The sequence below is a fragment of the Hydrogenophilus thiooxidans genome (genome assembly GCF_019049855.1).
Lineage (GTDB): Bacteria > Pseudomonadota > Gammaproteobacteria > Burkholderiales > Rhodocyclaceae > Hydrogenophilus > Hydrogenophilus thiooxidans.
In genome coordinates this window covers 21,148-38,813 of record NZ_JAHLSY010000018.1, presented here as the reverse complement: position 1 = coordinate 38,813, position 17,666 = coordinate 21,148, and the positions used below count along the sequence as shown (strand labels likewise).

Annotated in this window: 15 protein-coding genes and 1 tRNA gene; 2 read left to right on the top strand and 14 right to left on the bottom strand. The window is 61.2% G+C overall.

Translation table 11 applies throughout. From position 1 onward, the window contains the following. Positions 1-71: 71 nt before the first annotated feature. The 5 genes from ylqF to rpsU form a co-directional block, all read right to left on the bottom strand. Positions 72-995 carry a ribosome biogenesis GTPase YlqF gene (ylqF, locus tag KUL93_RS08890; protein ID WP_217126699.1) on the bottom strand — a complete coding sequence of 308 codons (924 nt, stop codon included), beginning with the start codon at positions 993-995 and terminating at the stop codon, positions 72-74. Between the two features lie 26 nt (positions 996-1,021). Beyond that, positions 1,022-1,094: transfer RNA gene (locus KUL93_RS08885), tRNA-Ile, on the bottom strand. A 44-nt stretch (positions 1,095-1,138) separates the two neighbouring features. After that, positions 1,139-3,193, bottom strand: coding sequence for an RNA polymerase sigma factor RpoD (gene rpoD, locus KUL93_RS08880; RefSeq protein ID WP_217126698.1), 2,055 nt, complete (start codon positions 3,191-3,193; stop codon positions 1,139-1,141). An 81-nt stretch (positions 3,194-3,274) separates the two neighbouring features. Continuing rightward, positions 3,275-5,071, bottom strand: a complete 1,797-nt coding sequence (dnaG, locus tag KUL93_RS08875; protein WP_217126697.1) for a DNA primase — start codon at positions 5,069-5,071, stop codon at positions 3,275-3,277. Between the two features lie 73 nt (positions 5,072-5,144). Continuing rightward, positions 5,145-5,357, bottom strand: a complete 213-nt coding sequence (gene rpsU, locus KUL93_RS08870; RefSeq protein ID WP_217126696.1) for a 30S ribosomal protein S21 — start codon at positions 5,355-5,357, stop codon at positions 5,145-5,147. Between the two features lie 100 nt (positions 5,358-5,457). Here rpsU and tsaD point away from each other — a divergent pair, with 100 nt between their 5' ends. Beyond that, a complete protein-coding gene (gene tsaD, locus KUL93_RS08865; RefSeq protein ID WP_217126695.1) occupies positions 5,458-6,468 on the top strand; it encodes a tRNA (adenosine(37)-N6)-threonylcarbamoyltransferase complex transferase subunit TsaD in 1,011 nt (336 codons plus the stop codon). On the opposite strand, the gene plsY is transcribed toward tsaD, so the two are convergent. From plsY to leuS, 9 genes are all read right to left on the bottom strand, one after another. Next, positions 6,398-7,054 (bottom strand): glycerol-3-phosphate 1-O-acyltransferase PlsY, encoded by a 657-nt coding sequence (gene plsY / locus KUL93_RS08860; RefSeq protein WP_217126694.1) that lies wholly within the window; start codon positions 7,052-7,054, stop codon positions 6,398-6,400. The genes tsaD and plsY overlap by 71 nt on opposite strands. Further along, on the bottom strand, positions 7,055-7,420 hold the full coding sequence (locus KUL93_RS08855) for an H-NS histone family protein (RefSeq protein ID WP_217126693.1): 366 nt from the start codon (positions 7,418-7,420) through the stop codon (positions 7,055-7,057). A gap of 75 nt (positions 7,421-7,495) precedes the next feature. Next, a complete protein-coding gene (gene xerD / locus KUL93_RS08850) occupies positions 7,496-8,407 on the bottom strand; it encodes a site-specific tyrosine recombinase XerD (protein ID WP_217126692.1) in 912 nt (303 codons plus the stop codon). Continuing rightward, positions 8,407-8,916: a methylated-DNA--[protein]-cysteine S-methyltransferase gene (locus KUL93_RS08845; protein ID WP_217126691.1), complete on the bottom strand. Its 510-nt coding sequence runs from the start codon at positions 8,914-8,916 to the stop codon at positions 8,407-8,409. Before KUL93_RS08845 ends, xerD begins: the two co-directional genes overlap by 1 nt. Positions 8,917-8,970: 54 nt before the next feature. Next, on the bottom strand, positions 8,971-9,558 hold the full coding sequence (locus KUL93_RS08840; RefSeq protein WP_217126690.1) for a chalcone isomerase family protein: 588 nt from the start codon (positions 9,556-9,558) through the stop codon (positions 8,971-8,973). A 78-nt stretch (positions 9,559-9,636) separates the two neighbouring features. Beyond that, a complete protein-coding gene (locus KUL93_RS08835; RefSeq protein WP_217126689.1) occupies positions 9,637-10,923 on the bottom strand; it encodes a glutamate-5-semialdehyde dehydrogenase in 1,287 nt (428 codons plus the stop codon). Then, positions 10,920-11,966 carry a DNA polymerase III subunit delta gene (gene holA / locus KUL93_RS08830; protein WP_217126688.1) on the bottom strand — a complete coding sequence of 349 codons (1,047 nt, stop codon included), beginning with the start codon at positions 11,964-11,966 and terminating at the stop codon, positions 10,920-10,922. Before holA ends, KUL93_RS08835 begins: the two co-directional genes overlap by 4 nt. Beyond that, entirely contained in the window at positions 11,963-12,478 is a 516-nt protein-coding gene (locus tag KUL93_RS08825) for an LPS-assembly lipoprotein LptE (protein WP_217126687.1), read from the bottom strand. The genes holA and KUL93_RS08825 overlap by 4 nt, the downstream gene beginning before the upstream one ends. Next, complete coding sequence (gene leuS / locus KUL93_RS08820; RefSeq protein WP_217126686.1) at positions 12,465-15,101, bottom strand: leucine--tRNA ligase; 2,637 nt, start codon at positions 15,099-15,101, stop codon at positions 12,465-12,467. The genes KUL93_RS08825 and leuS overlap by 14 nt, the downstream gene beginning before the upstream one ends. A gap of 332 nt (positions 15,102-15,433) precedes the next feature. Between leuS and KUL93_RS08815 the strand changes: the two genes are divergently transcribed. Further along, entirely contained in the window at positions 15,434-17,659 is a 2,226-nt protein-coding gene (locus KUL93_RS08815; RefSeq protein ID WP_217126685.1) for a UvrD-helicase domain-containing protein, read from the top strand. Positions 17,660-17,666: the final 7 nt, after the last annotated feature.

The window sequence follows — 17,666 nt, the reverse complement described above, 5'->3', positions numbered from 1 at the left end:
TTGCCCACCGAGGTGTGAATGTCGAAGGGATACGGTCAGTCTCGCTCATTTCCAGTCAAATGCTGATTTGTTCAGCGTGTCCCTAATGGACAATTTGGGATCATATCACTTTTGTCGCCGGTTGTGGCGCGCGCGATGCGCAGCGTACGGCTCTCCGGGGTCTCCAGCGTCACTCGGCCCAAGCGGCCGTCCCGGAAATCCTGCAAGAAGACGAGGGCGGCACGCTCCCAGTCGATTACGCCACCTCGGGCGACGCAGCCGCGCCGTTCGGCAATCGCTTCCAAGATCGCCTCTGGGTGGGATGCGGTGATCAGAGTTTCGGGAAGGCCGTATCGTTTCGCAATGCGCTCGGCATAGCCCTCTTCCTGAAGCGTGGTGATGAGCGCGAGCGCCACTTCTTCTTCACGCACCGCATTGCGCCCGATTGCGTGGCATGCCGCGAGCATCCAGCCGTCGTGTTCGATTTCGATCTTCGGCCACATCATGCCCGGCGTATCGAAAATGGTCCGTAAGCCGTCCAGGTGGTAGCGCTGCACCGCCTTGGTCACCGCCGGTTCGTCGCCAACCTTGGCCGCTTTGCGCTTGAGTAATGCATTGAGCAGGGTCGATTTGCCCACGTTGGGAATGCCGACGATCATCATCCGCAATGGCTTGGTGGGATGATTGCGGTGGGGTGCCAACGATTGCGCGGCGGGTATCACCTGGCGCACGTCTGCAGGTTGGTGGGCGCAGAGCGCCAGCGTAGCCACACCGGCTTCTTGCTGCAGCGCCGCACGCCATCTTTCGGTGCGTTCGGGGTCGGCCAAGTCGCTTTTGTTGAGGAGCTTCAAGCACGGCTTTTGCCGACTGCGGCGAAGTGTCTCCAACAGTGGATTCCGGCTTGCTGCCGGAATGCGGGCATCGAGCACTTCGATGACGACGTCGACCTCGGCAAGCGCTTCTTGCAACCGCTTGCGCGTGGCGTGCATGTGTCCGGGAAACCATTGAATGGCCATGAGTGCTCTTGGAGAAATCGGCAGGATGCGCCCAGTAGGATTCGAACCTACAACCAACGGATTATGAGTCCGCTGCTCTAACCGTTGAGCTATGGGCGCACAGGAAGGCCGCTCAGGGCGGCCAGGGCGTGAGGGTAGGGGATTCAGCTTTCGTTGTCAAGGTAAGCGCGCAGGAGTTCGGCTCGCGAAGGATGGCGGAGCTTGCGGAGCGCTTTGGCCTCGATCTGGCGAATCCGTTCCCGCGTCACGTCGAATTGGCGCCCCACCTCTTCGAGCGTGTAGTCGGTGTTCATTTCGATGCCGAAACGCATCCGCAGCACTTTGGCTTCGCGCGGGTTGAGCTGTTCGAGCACTTCGCGCATCGCTTCGCGTAGGTCGGCTTGGAGCGCCGCCTCGATCGGTTGTTGCACCGAGGTGTCTTCGATGAAGTCGCCCAAGTGCGAATCCTCGTCGTCGCCGATCGGCGTTTCCATCGAGATGGGGTCGCGGGAGATCTTGAGGATGCGCCGAATCTTCTCTTCGGGCATTCCCATTCGCTCCGCGAGCACCTCGGGGGAGGGTTCTTCGCCGGTCTCTTGCAAGATCTGGCGGCTGATGCGGTTCATCTTGTTGATGGTTTCGATCATGTGCACCGGGATGCGGATGGTGCGCGCCTGATCGGCGATCGAGCGGGTGATCGCTTGGCGGATCCACCAGGTGGCGTAGGTGGAGAATTTGTACCCGCGGCGGTATTCGAACTTGTCCACCGCTTTCATCAGACCGATGTTGCCCTCTTGAATCAGGTCGAGGAACTGCAGCCCGCGGTTGGTGTATTTCTTCGCAATCGAGATGACGAGCCTCAGGTTGGCTTCGATCATTTCCCGTTTTGCCGCGCGCATCTTCGCTTCCCCTTGCGACATCCGTTTGAAGATGTCTTTGAGTTCGTCAAGGGGAACGCGCGCGCGCGCGACGATCTCGATGATCCGCTGCTGTTCGTCGAGCACGCTGGGGAAGACCCGCACCAGTGATTCGGACCATGGGTGGCCCGCTTCAATCTCGTTCTTGATCCAGTCGAGGTGGGTTTCGTTGGGCGGGAAGGTCTTGAGGAAGTGGTCCCGCGGCATCGTCGCGATTTGCGTGCAGAGATTTTGGATCTGCCGCTCGTGCTGGCGCACCTGATCGACGAAGCCGCGCACGATGTCGCAGACTTGCTCGATGTAGCGCGCGGTAAAGCGGATGTGCAGCAGTTCGTGCGCGATCGCGTCGCGCAGTTTCTGGTATTCGGGGTCTTGGGTTCCGCGTTGGGTGAGCGCGGCGTCGAGCGCTTGGTACCATTCGCGAATTTTGGCGAAATGGCCCAGCATCCCCTTTTTGAGGGTGGCCAAGTTCTCGGCTTGGATGCGCGCTGCGCGATCCTCTTTGGTCTCTGCTTCCCCTTCCTCTTCGTCTTCGTCGCCGACCTCGTCGAAGGTGTCGTCGCTCACGTCGGTTGCGTCGTCGGATTCGTCCAGCGTTTCGTCAAGATCGTCGTCGAGGGGGTCTGCGTCGTCTTCTTCCTCGTCCGTTGTGGGGGGGACGATGTCGTCGAGGTTGTCGATGAGGCCATCGACCACTTCGTCGACGCGCAGTTTGTCGTTTTCGATTTTTTCAACCGTTTCCAACATGAACGCGATGGTTGGCGGGCACGCGGCGATCGCCTGGACCATGCTGCGCAGGCCATCTTCGATCCGTTTGGCGATCTCGATTTCGCCTTCCCGAGTCAGCAGCTCCGAGTGCCCCATTTCGCGCATGTACATCCGCACGGGGTCGGTGGTGCGCCCAAATTCGCTATCCACCGTGGAGAGCGCCTGTTCGGCCTGTTCGTCGAGATCGTCGTCGTGTGCGATCGCTGGCGTGGTATCGGAGATCAGCAGCTCTTCAGGCGATGGGGCCTCTTCGAAGACTTTGATCCCTAGGTTGTTGAAGGTGGTGACGATCGCTTCGATCTGGTCGGCGTCGGTAATATCGTCCGGAAGATGGTCGTTGATTTCGGCGTAGGTGACGTAACCGCGCTCTTTACCCATCGCCAGGAGCGCTTTGATCTGGTTGCGCCGTTTTTCAGCGTCTTCCGGACTTTGGTTTGCAGCGACCGACTCGATCAGAGCCCGTTCGGTTGCACGCGCCGTTTGGGTACGTCGCGTGGATTTGCGTTTTTGGCCATTTTTGTTGGTTTGCGTCATAGCGCTTTTACCTCGGAGTGGTACCGGGATAACCGATCATTATAGCATGGAATCTCGCGATAAACGCCGTGGCATTGCGTCTCAGTTGCTACGACGCTCTGTTTTTCGAAGGCGTTTGGCGTCGCGAATCAAGGTGTTGAGTCGCTGGCGTTCGTCGGCAGTGAGCGGTTGGACACGGGCTTTTGCCGTGAGTTCAGCGATTTCGCGCTGCAGGGTTTGGGCAGCGAGGGCATCGAGGAGGTCTGCAAGTTCTCGCTCCGGGTCGGTGTCGCCGTGCGGCGATTCCTCAAGAAGCGCTGCGGCATGTGATTCGAGTCGGGCGCGCAGGGATTCGTCCGAATGAAAATGGGAAAGAATCGCCGCAAGCGGTTGCTCCGGCGCGATTTCGCCGTGTTCGATCGCATCGACGAGCCGTTGTGCCGCTTGGAGATCGGGATCTTCCGATGGGTGGAGCCAGTTCACGGGAACGCGCGCGGCAAGCCGCGGGTGGGCAATGAGTAGGCGCACAAGGCGCGTGCCCAACGTCGCAACGGTTTTGCGCGGGGTGACGTGCCATCGCGGTTGCGTGCGTGAACGTGTCCGCTGCGGCGCGATAAGGGGCGCTGCTGCGGCTGCCCAGTCATTGAGTGGGATACGGGCGCGCTCGGCGACCTCCTGTTCGATCTGACGTTTGAGCTCTGGGGCGGCGATGCGGGCAATGAGCGGTTGGGCGCGATGGATGAGGCGCGCGCGCCCTTCGGGGGTGTCGAGTGTCTCCTCCGCGGTTAGGGTCTCGATCAGGTACTGACTGAGCGTGCGGCTCTGGTGTAGGTGGTCGCGAAACGCGTCCGAGCCCGCACGGCGTACGAGGGAGTCAGGGTCTTCTCCTTCTGGCAAGAAGGCAAAGCGCAGCGTCACGCCCTCTTTGAGCGCCTCCAGGCTCTGTTCGAGCGCGCGCCAGGCGGCACGGCGCCCGGCGTCGTCGCCGTCGAAACAGAAGAGGATCTCGTCGGTGAGGGTGAGAAGCGTCCGGACGTGGTGCGGCGTGGCGGCGGTGCCCAACACCGCAACCGCGTTGTCGATCCCGTGCTGCCAAAGCGAGACGACGTCCAGATACCCTTCGGTCACGATCACGTGTCCGCGCGATCGAATCGCGTCCCGTGCCAGCGCCAGCGCATAGAGTTCGTGGCTTTTGCTAAAGAGCGGCGTTTCGGGCGAGTTGAGGTATTTGGGTTCGCTTTGGTCGAGGACGCGCCCGCCAAAAGCGACCACTTGTCCGCGGCGGTTGTGGATCGGGAAGAGAATGCGGTGGCGAAAGCGGTCGTAGCGGCGGCCGTTTTCGTGCGCGACCACCAGACCCGCTTTTTCCAAAAGTGGGTCGTTGTAATGGGGAAAGATCGCGGAGAGTGCTTGCCAGTCGTCCGGGGCATACCCTAGGCCAAAATGGCGGATGGCGTCGTGCCCGATCCCCCGGTGTTCCAGGTAACGGAGCGCCTCGGGGTGGCGCGCCAGTTGCTGCTGATAGAAGTGGGCTGCTTTTTCGAGGAGATGCAGCAGCTGTTCGTGTTCGTTGCGGGCCGCTTCGGCGGCTTTGGGGTCACCCGTTCGGGTTTTGGGAACGACCAAGCCGGCCTCTTGGGCGAGCGCTTCGACGGCATCGGGAAAGGACATCCCCTCGTATTCCATCAAGAAGGTGATCGCGGTGCCGTGGGCGCCACAGCCGAAGCAGTGGTAGAACTGTTTGCTGGGTGAGACGGAAAAGGAGGGGGTTTTTTCGCCGTGGAATGGGCAGCAGGCAAAATAGTTGACGCCCGATTTTTTGAGTTTGATCCGCTTGCCGATGACTTCGACGATGTCGGTGCGCGCAAGAAGGGTTTCGACGAACTCAGGCGGGATCATTGCGGCGCAAAGCAATTCGCCACACTGAAGTCAGCGGCTCCTTCAGTGTGGCGCGCAAAAAAAGAGAGCGTGGTCAGTACATCTTCGGGGGAAGCATCTGCATCCGCAGTTTTTTCTGGTAGCGCTTGACCGCGGCAGCGCGCTTGCGTTTGCGCTCTTCCGAGGGCTTTTCGAAAAACTCGCGTTTGCGCAGTTCCGTCAAAATCCCCGCTTTTTCCACCAGACGCTTGAAGCGGCGGATGGCCACGTCGGCGGGTTCGTTTTCTTTGACACGCACGTAGGGCATGAAGGTTTCCTCGAAACTGGTACCGGAAAGTCTGCAATTATACCTGAGTGCGGCAACTGGGGGCAAGGCTTTTCACAGTGGGATTCGGTACAATCGCGGTATGAAGGGAATTTTGGCGATCGAAACGTCGTGTGACGAGACCGGGGTGGCGCTTTGGGATCGCGCTTCCGGGTTGGTTGCGCACGAACTGTTCTCTCAAGTGGCGCTGCATGCCCGCTATGGCGGTGTGGTGCCCGAGCTGGCGTCACGAGACCATGTGCGCCGGTTGCCGCAGCTCGTCGCGCGTGCGCTCGCGCAGGCGCGCTGGACGCCGGCGGATGTGGATCTGGTCGCGTACACGGCGGGGCCCGGTTTGGCAGGCGCGCTTTTGGTGGGCGCTGCGTTTGCCGAGAGTTGGGCGTTTGCCCGCGGGGTCCCGACGATGCCGATCCACCATTTGGAAGGACATCTGCTTTCGCCGTTGATGGCTGCGCCCGATTTGGCGTTTCCATTTGTTGCGCTGCTCGTTTCGGGTGGGCATACACAGCTCTTGTGGGTAGAGGGGGTGGGACGCTATCGCTTGCTGGGCGAGACGATCGATGATGCGGCCGGTGAGGCGTTCGACAAAACCGCCAAAATCCTGGGGTTGGGATATCCGGGTGGTCCACAGTTGGCCAAGCTGGCCGAGCGGGGGGATGCCACACGTTTTGCTCTGCCGCGTCCTCTCATACAGTCGCCGGAGATCGCGTTCAGTTTCAGTGGGTTGAAGACCGCGGTGGCGCTTGCTGCGGAAACCGTTGGCAGGGACCCTCAAGCGCGGGCGGACCTTGCTGCGTCGTTTCAAGCGGCGGTGATCGACGTGTTGGTGGCCAAAACGGTGCGTGCGGTCGAACTGACCGGTGCCCGCCGTCTGGTTGCAGCGGGCGGAGTCACCGCGAATGCGCGGTTGCGCGCGCGTTTGGCGGCTGAGTTGGAGGCGCTAGGCTGTTCGGTCGTCTTTCCTCCGCCGCAGTGGTGCACCGACAATGGGGCGATGATTGCGCACGCTGCGGCGCAACGCGTCAGGTTGGGTTTTCCGGTGAAGCAGGATTATCGGGTGACGATCCATCCGCGCTGGCCGTTGCCGCTTTAGCGCCGATCTTCGATTCGGTCCCTTGTAAAAGATTGCGAATGTTTTGGTGGTGACGCGCGATGAGGATCGCTGCGAGCACGGTAACCAGCGCGACTTCGGCTGGCGTGCGGTTGAGAAGCCACGCAAGCGGTGGGGTGAGGAGCGCCGCAATGAGCGCCGCTAGCGACGAATAGCGGGAGACCGCTGCGACGGTAAGCCAGATGAGGGCAGCGATGAGACCGAGTAACGGTTGGATCGCCAACAGGACGCCGAGCGCGGTAGCGACCCCTTTCCCGCCCTGAAAACGAAGGAAAAAGCTGAAGACGTGGCCCAGAAAGGCGCCGAGCCCAGCGGCGGCGGCTAGCGCTGGGGATTGCGTCACGGCTTGCGCGATCAGTACCGCAGCGGCGCCTTTGCCAGCGTCACCGATGAGTGTCAAAAGCGCTGCCCCTTTGTGGCCGGTGCGCAACACATTGGTGGCGCCAGGATTTTTCGATCCGAAAGTGCGCGGATCCGGCAAGCCGAAGAGTTTGCTGGCGATCAGCGCAAACGGAACGGATCCGAGCGCATAGCCAAAGAGCAGCGCGAACAGAATGTGCCAACTCATTTAACTGACGCGCAGCTCTTCACGCGAACGCCCAGAGGCTTCCCACTCTTGGAGCCATTTCGGCGGCAAACCCCGGCCGGTCCATCCTTTGTCCGGATCGGTGGGATGGCGGAAGCGCCACGGCAGTTTGCGTTTCGCAGCGCCGCTCTTGCGCCCTTTGCCATTGCGTTCTTGAAGCATGCGCTCGAGCAAAGTTTCAAAAGGAACGCCGAGCCGTTCAGCCATTTGCCGAACCTCTTCTTTGAGTTCTTCGAGGCGCTCCTCTTGTTTTTTGACGATGGTTTTTTCGATATCTTTTTTCAGCGCTTCCAAAGCTTCGATGGAAAGGGCTTCGAGCGTTTCCACTGGGATATTGTGTTGGGTCATTGCCAAAGTCCTTTTATAACGCGACATAGTAATTCCATTTTAGCAAAACTTTTTGATTTGGCAATGGCGCCGTGATTAGGCGCGGGGGTGGTTGCGGTGGTAGAGCGCCTCAAGACGCGCGTGCGCAACGTGGGTATAGATTTGTGTCGTACTGATATCGGCGTGGCCGAGTAACAACTGGACTGCGCGCAGGTCGGCGCCATGATTCAATAAGTGGGTAGCAAACGCATGGCGTAGGGTATGTGGGGAAATTTTGCGGGGGTCGATTCCAGCGACACTTGCGTAGTGTTTGATCAATTGCCAGCAGCGTTGCCGGGTCATCGCTTCACCCTTTTGGGTGAGAAAGAGCGCATCGGTCGTGTGCGGTTTGCAGAGTTTGGGACGCCCTTCACGCAAGTAGCGCGTGAGCCATTCGCCAGCCAATTCCCCAAATGGAACGAGCCGCTCTTTGTTCCCCTTTCCCATGACGATGAGCCAACCTTCTTGGAGACGTAATTGCGCCAAGTGCAATGTGACCAATTCGCTGACACGCAACCCCGTGGCGTAGAGGAGTTCGAGTATCGCTTTGTCACGCAAACCCAGGAGGGTTTCCGGGTCTGGGGCGAGCAGCAGATTTTCGACCTCCTTTTCGGTGAGGGTTTTGGGTAATCTGGGCGGTAAAGGCGGTTGGGTCAAAGAGAGGCATGGATTGTGCGCCATCTTTCCTTCTCGGACGAGCCAGCCAAAGAATTTCCGCCAACAGGCGATCAGGCGTCGTTGCGAAGCCGCTTTACGGGGTTTTTCAGCCAGATAGGTCAGGAGCGTGGTTGCGGTGACCGTGGGGAGTTGCTCACGGCGCGATTCGAGCCATTGGGCAAAGCTGGTGAGGTCGTGGCGGTAACTCGCGCGGGTGTTTGCGCTCAGCCCCTCTTCCCACCACAGGTGGTCGCTGAACGCGTCGATCCATTGTTGGGTGAGGGGGGTAAGCGTAACCGGTTTGGCGCGCATCACAGGTGCACGTTTTCGCGTTCGAGTAGCCATGCTTTGAGGGAGAGCCAAGCACCGGAATGACCGCCGGAAAAACCGGTGAGCGCCCCGTTGCGACCGACGACGCGGTGGCAGGGAATCACGATCGGGCAGGGGTTTGCGCCACACGCAGCGCCAACCGCGCGGGGGCTGGTCGCCAAGTGCGCGGCAAGCGCTCCGTACGTGCGCGTCTCACCGCAGGGGATGATTCGTAACGCGTTCCAGACGCGTTGTTGAAATGGGGTGCCGTGTGGGGCAACCCGCGGCCACAGTGGGGTCGCGGGTGCGTCGAGCCAGGTGTCGAGCCAGTGGCTGAGTTGGCGAACGGCTTCAGGGGCGTTCCCTCGCGGAGACGACGCAGGGGGATCGGTGCGAAACGTGGCCGCTACCACGGTGCCGTCTGCGGTTGCTGCGATCTCTAGCCAAAAGGGGGCAACGAGCGGGCGGGACACCACCCATAGGGTCGCGTTGCGTTCGGGTTGGGAAGCCATTGCCGCCACCTTCAAGATCGGGGATGGCGGCGATTCTACCGGTATGCGAAACGCTTAGGAAGCGCTCCCTTTGAGGAGCTCGTTTTTGAGGGAATCTTGTACGGGTTTCGGACCCAGCCAGATACTCAAGAGCAACGAGAAGAATCCCGGCTGCGCAATCGGCGCCACCAACGGTTTTTCCTCAACGGTGATATGTACCATCCCGTTTTTGTCTTCGCGGATTACCACGACGCTGTTTTCTTTGTATTCGCTCTGGGAAAGGATCGCTTGGCGCAGTGTGTCGATGCTGGCTTGGTAGGGGGTGAGCGCTTCCTGCGGTTGATTCTGTTTGAGCCCTTCGATCAGCGCGTCAGCAAACGTGGCGCCGGAGAGGCTACGCAGGAGTTGAATGCGAAGCGCGCGCGGCGGGGTACTCGTGAGCGCCGCTTCGGCTTGGGTGGTGGGTTGCGGCAGATAGAGTCCGATGGCATAGACGTGAAAGAAGACTTTGCTGCGGATTCCCGCACCATTGAGCTGAAGCGGCGCGCCGTCGACGGTGATCGAATCGGGAAAAGTGGCGTTGCCCAGCTGGATTGCTGCTTGTGCCGGCACGCCAGTGAGCATGCCACAGGAAAGGATGAGCGCGATGAGCGTACGAACCATTTTCTCCTCCAACAAACGTTTGAATGAGATGATATCGTAACGCTCATCTCCCCGCCGGTCAACGGGGTTGTTCGCCTGTCAGCGGCGGATCGTGCCGTGTCCCAATACGATCCATTTTTCGCTGGTGAGTCCTTCCAGGCCTACAGGGCCCCGCGCGTGGAATTTGTCGGTTGAGATGCCGATCTCGGCGCCCAATCCGTATTCGAATCCGTCGGCGAAGCGCGTCGAGGCGTTGACCATCACCGACGCGGAGTCGACCTCGCGCAAAAAACGCATCGCCGCTGAGTAGTCTTCGGTGATGATCGCATCGGTGTGGTGCGAGCCGTAGCGCGCGATGTGGTCGATCGCCTCATCGAGCCCCGTGACGACGCGAATCGCGAGGATCGGGGCGAGGTATTCGGTCGCCCAATCGGATTCGGTGGCCGGTTTGACGAGCGCAGACGGTACGTCGGGCGCGGTGTGGAGAATGGAAAGCGTTTTGGGGCAACACCGCATCTCGACGCCGTGGCGCGCAAGCATCGCGCCGATCTCGGGGAGATAGCGGGGCGCAACCGCTTCGTCGATCAAGAGGGTTTCGGCGGCGTTGCAGACCCCATAACGGTGGGTTTTGGCGTTTTCGACGATCGGGACGACCCATTCGGGTTTCGCGGCAGCGTGCACGTACACGTGGCAATTGCCGTCCAGGTGTTTGATCACGGGGACTTTTGCGGCTTGGGCGACGGCTTCGATGAGCCCTTTGCCGCCGCGGGGCACGATCACATCGACGTATTGCAGCGAAGCCACAAGACGGGTGACGAGCTCGCGTTCGGTCCGTTCCACGACCTGCACGACCGTGGCCGGGAGCTGGGCCGCAGCCAATCCTTGCTGAACGCAGCGGGCGATTGCCTGGTTGCTGTGGATCGCCTCTTTCCCGCCACGAAGAATCGCCGCGTTACCCGCTTTGAGGCAAAGGGCTGCGGCGTCGACGGTGACGTTGGGCCGCGATTCATAGATGATCCCGACGACGCCAAGCGGCACGCGCATTCGGCCCACTTGGATACCAGAGGGGCGTTGCCGAAGTTCGCGGATTTCGCCGACTGGGTCGGGTAGATCCGCGATCTGTTCAAGCCCTTCGATCATCGCGTCGATCACTTTGGGGGAGAGCGTGAGGCGGTCGATCAGTGCGGGCGCAAGGCCCGCTGCGTGCGCCGCTTGTAGGTCGTGTTCGTTGGCTGCGGTAAGTTCCGACCGTGCAGCGTCGAGCGCGTCGGCGATCGCGCGAAGCGCTGCGTTTTTCTGTGCGGTGCCCGCGCGCGCGATCGCCTGCGCCGCGGTGCGTGCGGCTTGACCCAGACGGTCGAAATAGGCGTCGATGGTTTCGGTCATAGTCTGCTCCAGGTAACGGAAAAATCGGCAGGAAGGGGTGTTGCGGGGTCGAGCGCAAGCGCCAGACGTTCGGCTTCGCACCAGAAGTCACCCGCTTCGACCCCTTTGGCGATTCGGTCGAGTTGTGCGACCCGGCGGAGCCAATGATGGCACCGTGTTGGCTCAAGGCGGGTGGCGGCGCGCAACGCCTCTTTTTCGGCCGAGTCGAAGAGTTTTTCGCTCTTGGCGATCGCATCCACTGCGCGGGGGTCTGCGGCCTCGCTTGCGCGAGCAAGCGCGCGAACGCCCGCAGCGAGCGCCCAGAGGACGAGCGCTTCGGCTACCCCTTCGTCGCGAAGGGCAGCGATCAGGCGGGCGGCGCGCGGTGCGTTGCGGGTAAGGACCGCAAGCCGCAGTTCGAACGGGTCGAAGCGGGCCACTTCGGTGACCGCCGCGCGTACCTCTGCGTCCGGTAAGGGGCCAGGCGGAAAGAGGAGTGCTAAGAGCGCCAGTTGTTGTTTTGCGGCAAGGAGGTTACCTTCACTGCATTCGGCCAAATAGGCCAAGAGTTCGTTCGAGGCGGACTGCGCTTGGGCGTGCAACCGTTCGGCCCACCATTGGGGGAGTTGCGCGCGGCTCGGCGCTTGGGTTTCGACCAGGATCGCTCCTTTTTCGAGGGTTTGGTACCAGCGTGTCTTTTTCGTGGCCCAGTCAAGCGGCGGCAAAATCAGTAAGGTGACGGTGGCTTCCGGTGGCCGGTCGCAGAGGGCGGCAAACCAGTGGGCTGCCTCGTTGCCCTGAGGGGGGACCAGGAAGCGGAGCTCCAGCAAGCGGGCTTCGGCAAAAAGCGACAGGTTCTCGGTGGTGGGCGTGAGCGTGGCAAGCGCCTCTCCTTTGTCGATGACGACCCGTTCTCGCGCCGTGAACCCGGCTGCTTTGGCGTGCGTGCGAATCGCGTCGGCTGCCTCTTCGATGAGGAGCGGCTCATCGCCCGTCACCGCCCAGAGCGGGGGAAACGGGCTGCGGGTCAGGAGCTGTGGCAGGCGGGCTGCGGGACATTTCATGGGTGCGCCGCAAGCCGACGGTCGACGAGCAAGAGGGCGCGTCTGAGGAGCTCGCGCCGCATGTCGGTGAGGATCACCTGCTCTTCTTCGGCGCGGGCTGCGATGCGGCTGTCGTCGTAGCTGTAGTCCCGTTCGGCAACGAGGCGGGTGGGCGGCAGCCGCTCTTCGCCGGCGCGGTCGACGAGGCGAACGGTCAAGACGCTGCGCAACGCGTATTCGCGAACCGTCCCGCGCGGGGAGAGCGCGATGATCTCCCGCGCCTCTTCGAGCGGTCCCAAAACGACCGTAGCGTCTGCGGTTTTGGGGTCGGCAACCACCATTGCCCGTGTGCCCACGAGCATCTCCGGAACGAGCGGTTCGAGCGCGGCGGCGCGGTCGAAACGAAAGTGGAGCGTGTGCTTTGCCAATCCCACGTAATGACGTGGTCGAAAACCGCACGCCGCAAGAAGAAGCGTCGGCAAGAGCGCGGCAGCGGTCAAAATGCGGCGGCGCTGGGTATCAAACGACGACATTGACGAGTCTTCCCGGAACGATGATCACACGCCGTGGTTCGGTTCCCTCGAGTGCCGCCTGGACGAGTTCGTGCGCTAGGACGCGTTTGCGAATCGTTGGTTCGTCGGCGTCCGTCGGGACGGTGACTTTGCCGCGGGTCTTGCCGTTGATCTGCACGATCAGTTCGATTTCGGCAACCGCGAGCGCGGCGGGATCGACTTCGGGCCAAGGGGCGTCGCGCAGTGTTGCTCCAAAGCCGCATTCGCGCCACAGGATCTCGGTAAGGTGCGGGGTGATCGGTGCCAGCACTCTGAGAAGAATCGAGAAACCTTCGTGCGCGAGCACCGCGCGTGCGCTTGCGTCACCGTCGGGCAGGCGCTCAAGGAGGTTGAGCATTTTCATCGTCGCAGCCGCAACGGTGTTGAATTGGAGTTTTGCGAGGTCACGATTCGCCTGTTCCAGGATGAGGTGCAATTCACGCCGTGCCGCAGCAAAAGGTGCGGAAAGTTGCCGCAGCGCTGCGCTGCGCGCTTCAGCGGTCGTGGGAAGCTGGGGCGCGATTTCGTTGCGATAGCGAACGCCAAACGCCCAGACACGGCGGAGAAAACGGTGCGCTCCTTCGACACCCGCATCCGACCATTCGAGCTGCGCTTCCGGCGGCGCGGCAAAGATGATGAAGAAGCGCGCGGTATCGGCGCCGTATTGGTCGATGAGGGCTTGGGGGTCGACGCCGTTGTTTTTGGACTTCGACATCTTCTCGAGGCCACCGATGGTGACCGGCTTGCCATCGACGCGGTGTACCGCGGAGATCGGACGCCCTTTGCTGTCGCGTTCCAGGATCACGTCGGCCGGATTGATCCAGGTTTTTTTGCCGGTTGTCGGCTCTTCGCGGTAGAAGGTTTCGGCAACCACCATCCCCTGGGTCAAGAGGTTGGTGAAAGGTTCCGAAAAGGGGATGAGCCCAAGGTCGCGCATCGCACGGGTGAAGAAGCGCGAATAGAGCAGGTGCAGGATCGCGTGCTCGATCCCGCCGATGTATTGGTCGACGGGCATCCAGTACTTGACCCGGTCGTCGACCATCGCTTGGTCGTTGTCGGGACAACAGTAACGCAGGAAGTACCAACTCGATTCGACGAAGGTGTCCATCGTGTCGGTTTCCCGCCGTGCGGGTCGCCCGCATTCGGGACAAGGGACGTTGACCCAGTCGGCGAGTTCAGCTAGCGGTGAGCCGCGACCGGTGATCGCGACCGATTCGGGGAGAACGACGGGGAGTTGTTCGTCGGGAACGAGTACCTCACCACAGTGGTCGCAGTGAATCACCGGAATCGGACAACCCCAGTAGCGTTGGCGTGAGATCCCCCAATCGCGCAAGCGGTATTGGACCCGCTGTTGCCCCAACCCCTTTTCCGCAAGCGCAGCGATGATGGCGGAAAACGCTTGCTCCGACGTCAGTCCGGTGAAGGGGCCGGAGTCGACCAGTCTCCCTTTGGCCGCAAAGCGCTCTTCCCATGGGCCTCTTCCGTCGATCGTGCCGGTGAAGCCTTCAGGGCGAATGACTTGGCGAATCGGCAGACGATATTTTTGCGCAAAAGCGTAATCGCGTTCGTCGTGCGCCGGCACCGCCATTACCGCCCCTTCGCCGTACGCCATCACGACGTAATTCGCCACCCAGACGGGGAGTTTTTCCCCCGTAAGGGGGTGACGCACGAAATAGGGGGTTGGCATCCCTTTCTTTTCCATGGTCGCGAGGTCGGCCTCGGCGACCGACCCCCGACGGCATTCGGCAATGAATTCGGCCAATTGCGGGTCGTTTTGCGCGGCTTTCGTCGCGAGCGGATGCTCGGCCGCGACCGCGACGTAGGTGGCGCCCATCAAGGTGTCTGGACGGGTGGTGAAGACAGTGAGCACACCGCTTTCGCCGATCGAGCCTTCGTCGTAGGGGAACCGAACCTCGGCGCCAACGCTCTTGCCGATCCAGTTCGCTTGCATCCGTTTGACTTGTTCCGGCCAACCGGGGAGCGTTTCGAGCCCTTGCAGCAGTTCTTCGGCGTACGCGGTGATGCGCATGTAGTACATGGGAATTTCGCGCTTTTCCACGAGCGCACCGCTGCGCCACCCGCGGCCGTCGATCACCTGTTCGTTCGCGAGCACCGTCTGGTCGACCGGGTCCCAATTGACCCAACCCATCTTGCGGTAGATCAACCGCTTCTGGTAGAGCCGTTTGAAGAGCCACTGCTCCCACCGATAGTATTCGGGACGGCAGGTGGTGAGTTCGCGTTGCCAGTCGATCGCAAAACCCAACCGTTTCAATTGCCCCTTCATATAGGCGATGTTGCTGTAGGTCCATTGCGCGGGGGGTACGCCGTTTTGAAGCGCGGCATTTTCCGCGGGCATCCCAAATGCGTCCCACCCCATCGGTTGGAGCACGTTGAACCCTTGCATCCGTTTGGCGCGGGCGAGGACGTCACCGATCGTGTAGTTGCGCACGTGCCCCATGTGGAGTTTGCCGGAGGGGTAGGGGAACATCGAGAGGCAGTAGAACTTCGGGCGGGTGGGGTCTTCGGTCACCGCGAAGGGGTGCGTCGCTTCCCACTCGTTTTGGACGGTCTGTTCGATCGAAAAGGCGTCGTACTTCTCTTTCATCGCGATTCCTTGCCATGCGCGTAAGAACCGAAGTATAGCGCGAAGGGAAGCGGCAAAAAAAAGCCCGCGCGAAGGGCGCGGGCGGGAACTCCATGGGTTAGATGGAGAGGGAGGGAGACAAAACCACTCAAAAGAAAGGAGGAGATCACCATGAAACAGTGTAATCGCGCATTTTATCGCGTAAAAAGCGCAAAAGCAAGATTTTTGGTTCACATTTTCTGAACGCTTCTTCGCTACCTCTATGTGCACGTGACGAGCGTTATCGGGACACACGCGAGTGTGGCGCGTGGCCTTGGGTACAATCGCGCTCAGGCTGACGTAAAGGATGCGTGATGAGCGAAGGCGTGTTGGCGCGGCTCGATCCTGAGCAGCGGCGTGCGGTGACGCTACCGCCAGGCCATGCGTTGGTCTTGGCGGGTGCCGGTTCGGGGAAGACACGGGTATTGACCCATCGGATTGCGTGGCTGATCGAACGGGAAGGGGTCGATCCGGGAGCGATTCTTGCGGTGACCTTCACCAACAAAGCGGCGCGGGAGATGCGCGAGCGGCTTGCGCGATTGGTGGCGCCAGAGGCGGTCGATGGGCAGCGGGGCGTTTGGTTGGGGACGTTTCACAGCATCGCGCATCGTCTGTTGCGCCGTCATGCCGCCGAGGCAGGGTTGCCGAGTGCGTTCCAGATTCTGGATGCGGCCGACCAGTTGGCGCTGGTGAAACGGCTACTGAAGCGTTTGGCGGTTCCAGAGGCGATGGTGGCGCCGCGCGAACTCGTCGGGTTCATCAACGCCCACAAAGAACGCGGTGAGCGACCGGAGGAGATCGCGCCGCAAGGCGCACGCGGGCAGCTGTTCGTCACCTTGTGGCAGGAGTATGAAGCCACGTGCGCGCGCGAAGGGGTAGTCGATTTTGCCGAATTGTTGATGCGCGCACTCGATCTGCTGCATCGCAACGAAACCTTGCGGGCGCACTATCGCCGCCGCTTTCAACACATCCTGGTCGATGAGTTCCAAGACACCAACCCGTTGCAATACCGTTGGTTGCAACAGCTGGCGTGCGACGTTTCAACCGGCGAGGTGGGGGCGTGGCTTTTCTGCGTTGGGGACGACGATCAGGCGATCTACGGCTTTCGCGGCGCGATGAGCGCATTGTTGGCGCGGTTCCAGCAAGAATACCAAGCGGAGCTGGTTCGGCTCGAACGCAACTACCGTTCAGCGGGCAACATTTTGGCGGCAGCAAATGCCATCATCGCCAACAACGCGAGCCGGTTGGGGAAAACGCTCGTGACCGATCGCGGCGAAGGGGAGCCGATCCGCACCTTCGAAGCGATCGACGAGGGGCAAGAGGCGCAGTTCGTCGTCGATGAAATCGGCGCGTTGATTCGCGACGGTTGGAGTGCCGATGAGATCGCGGTCCTTTATCGCACAAACGCGATGTCGCGCCTCTTCGAGCACCATTTGTTGGCAGCCGGTATTCCCTATCGGGTCTACGGGGGATTGCGCTTTTTCGATCGGGCGGAGATCAAGCACGCGATCGCCTATTTGCGCCTTCTGGTGCTTCCGGACGACACCAATGCGCTGCTGCGGGTGATCAACGTACCGGCACGGGGTATCGGTGCGAAAACGGTCGAACAGTTGCTCGCTGCGACCGAAAGCGAAGGGCACTGGGCGCTTGCGGCGAAAAGGCTTGGCGGTCGCAGCGGGGCGGCTGTCCAGCGCTTTGCGGCGCTCATCGACGCGTTGCGCGATGCCACCGCGACGTTGCCCCTTCCCGATGCGATCGCGCTCGTGATCGAAAAGAGCGGCTTACAGGACCTTTTTGCAGAAGAAGCCACCCGTGATCGCGTGGCGCGCGAAGAGCGGCTAGAGAACCTGGCGGCGCTCGTTGATGCGGGGCACGAATTCGTCGCCGAGATGGCGCGCGAAGGCATCACCGCAACCGGGCACGAGATGCTCACCCTCTTTCTTCAGCACGCCGCGCTCGAGTCGGGTGAATTGCAGGCAGAGCGTCATGAGCGCGCGGTGCGTCTGATGACGGTGCATGCCGCGAAAGGGCTGGAGTTTGGCGCGGTTTTCTTGGTCGGGTTGGAAGATGGGGTATTTCCCCACGAAAATGCGCTCCCCAGCTTTGGTGCTGACGGTACGGGCCTAGAAGAGGAGCGGCGCTTGATGTACGTAGCGGTCACTCGTGCCAAAGAGCGGCTCTATTTGAGCTGGGCAGCAAGCCGATTTTGGCATGGCGCAAGCCGTTACCGGCCGGTTTCCCGTTTCGTCACGGAGATTCCGGAAACGCTGTTGCTGCCGCTCTCGGGGCGCAAGCCGCGCGCGCCCGAATGGGACGCCGTATCAAACGCGGCGTTTTCTCCACCATCGGCGCGCGCGCCGGGTGATCGGTCCGGTTTTTTGTGGCAGCCAGGACAAGCGGTTCGCCATCCCAAGTTTGGCGAAGGGGTGATTCTTCAAGTGGAAGGCAGCGGTGTGCACCAACAGGCAACGGTTCGTTTCGGCCCTAGTGTCGGGGTCAAACGGTTGCTCTTGAGCGTGGCGAAGCTCGAAGCGTTGTAAACGGGAA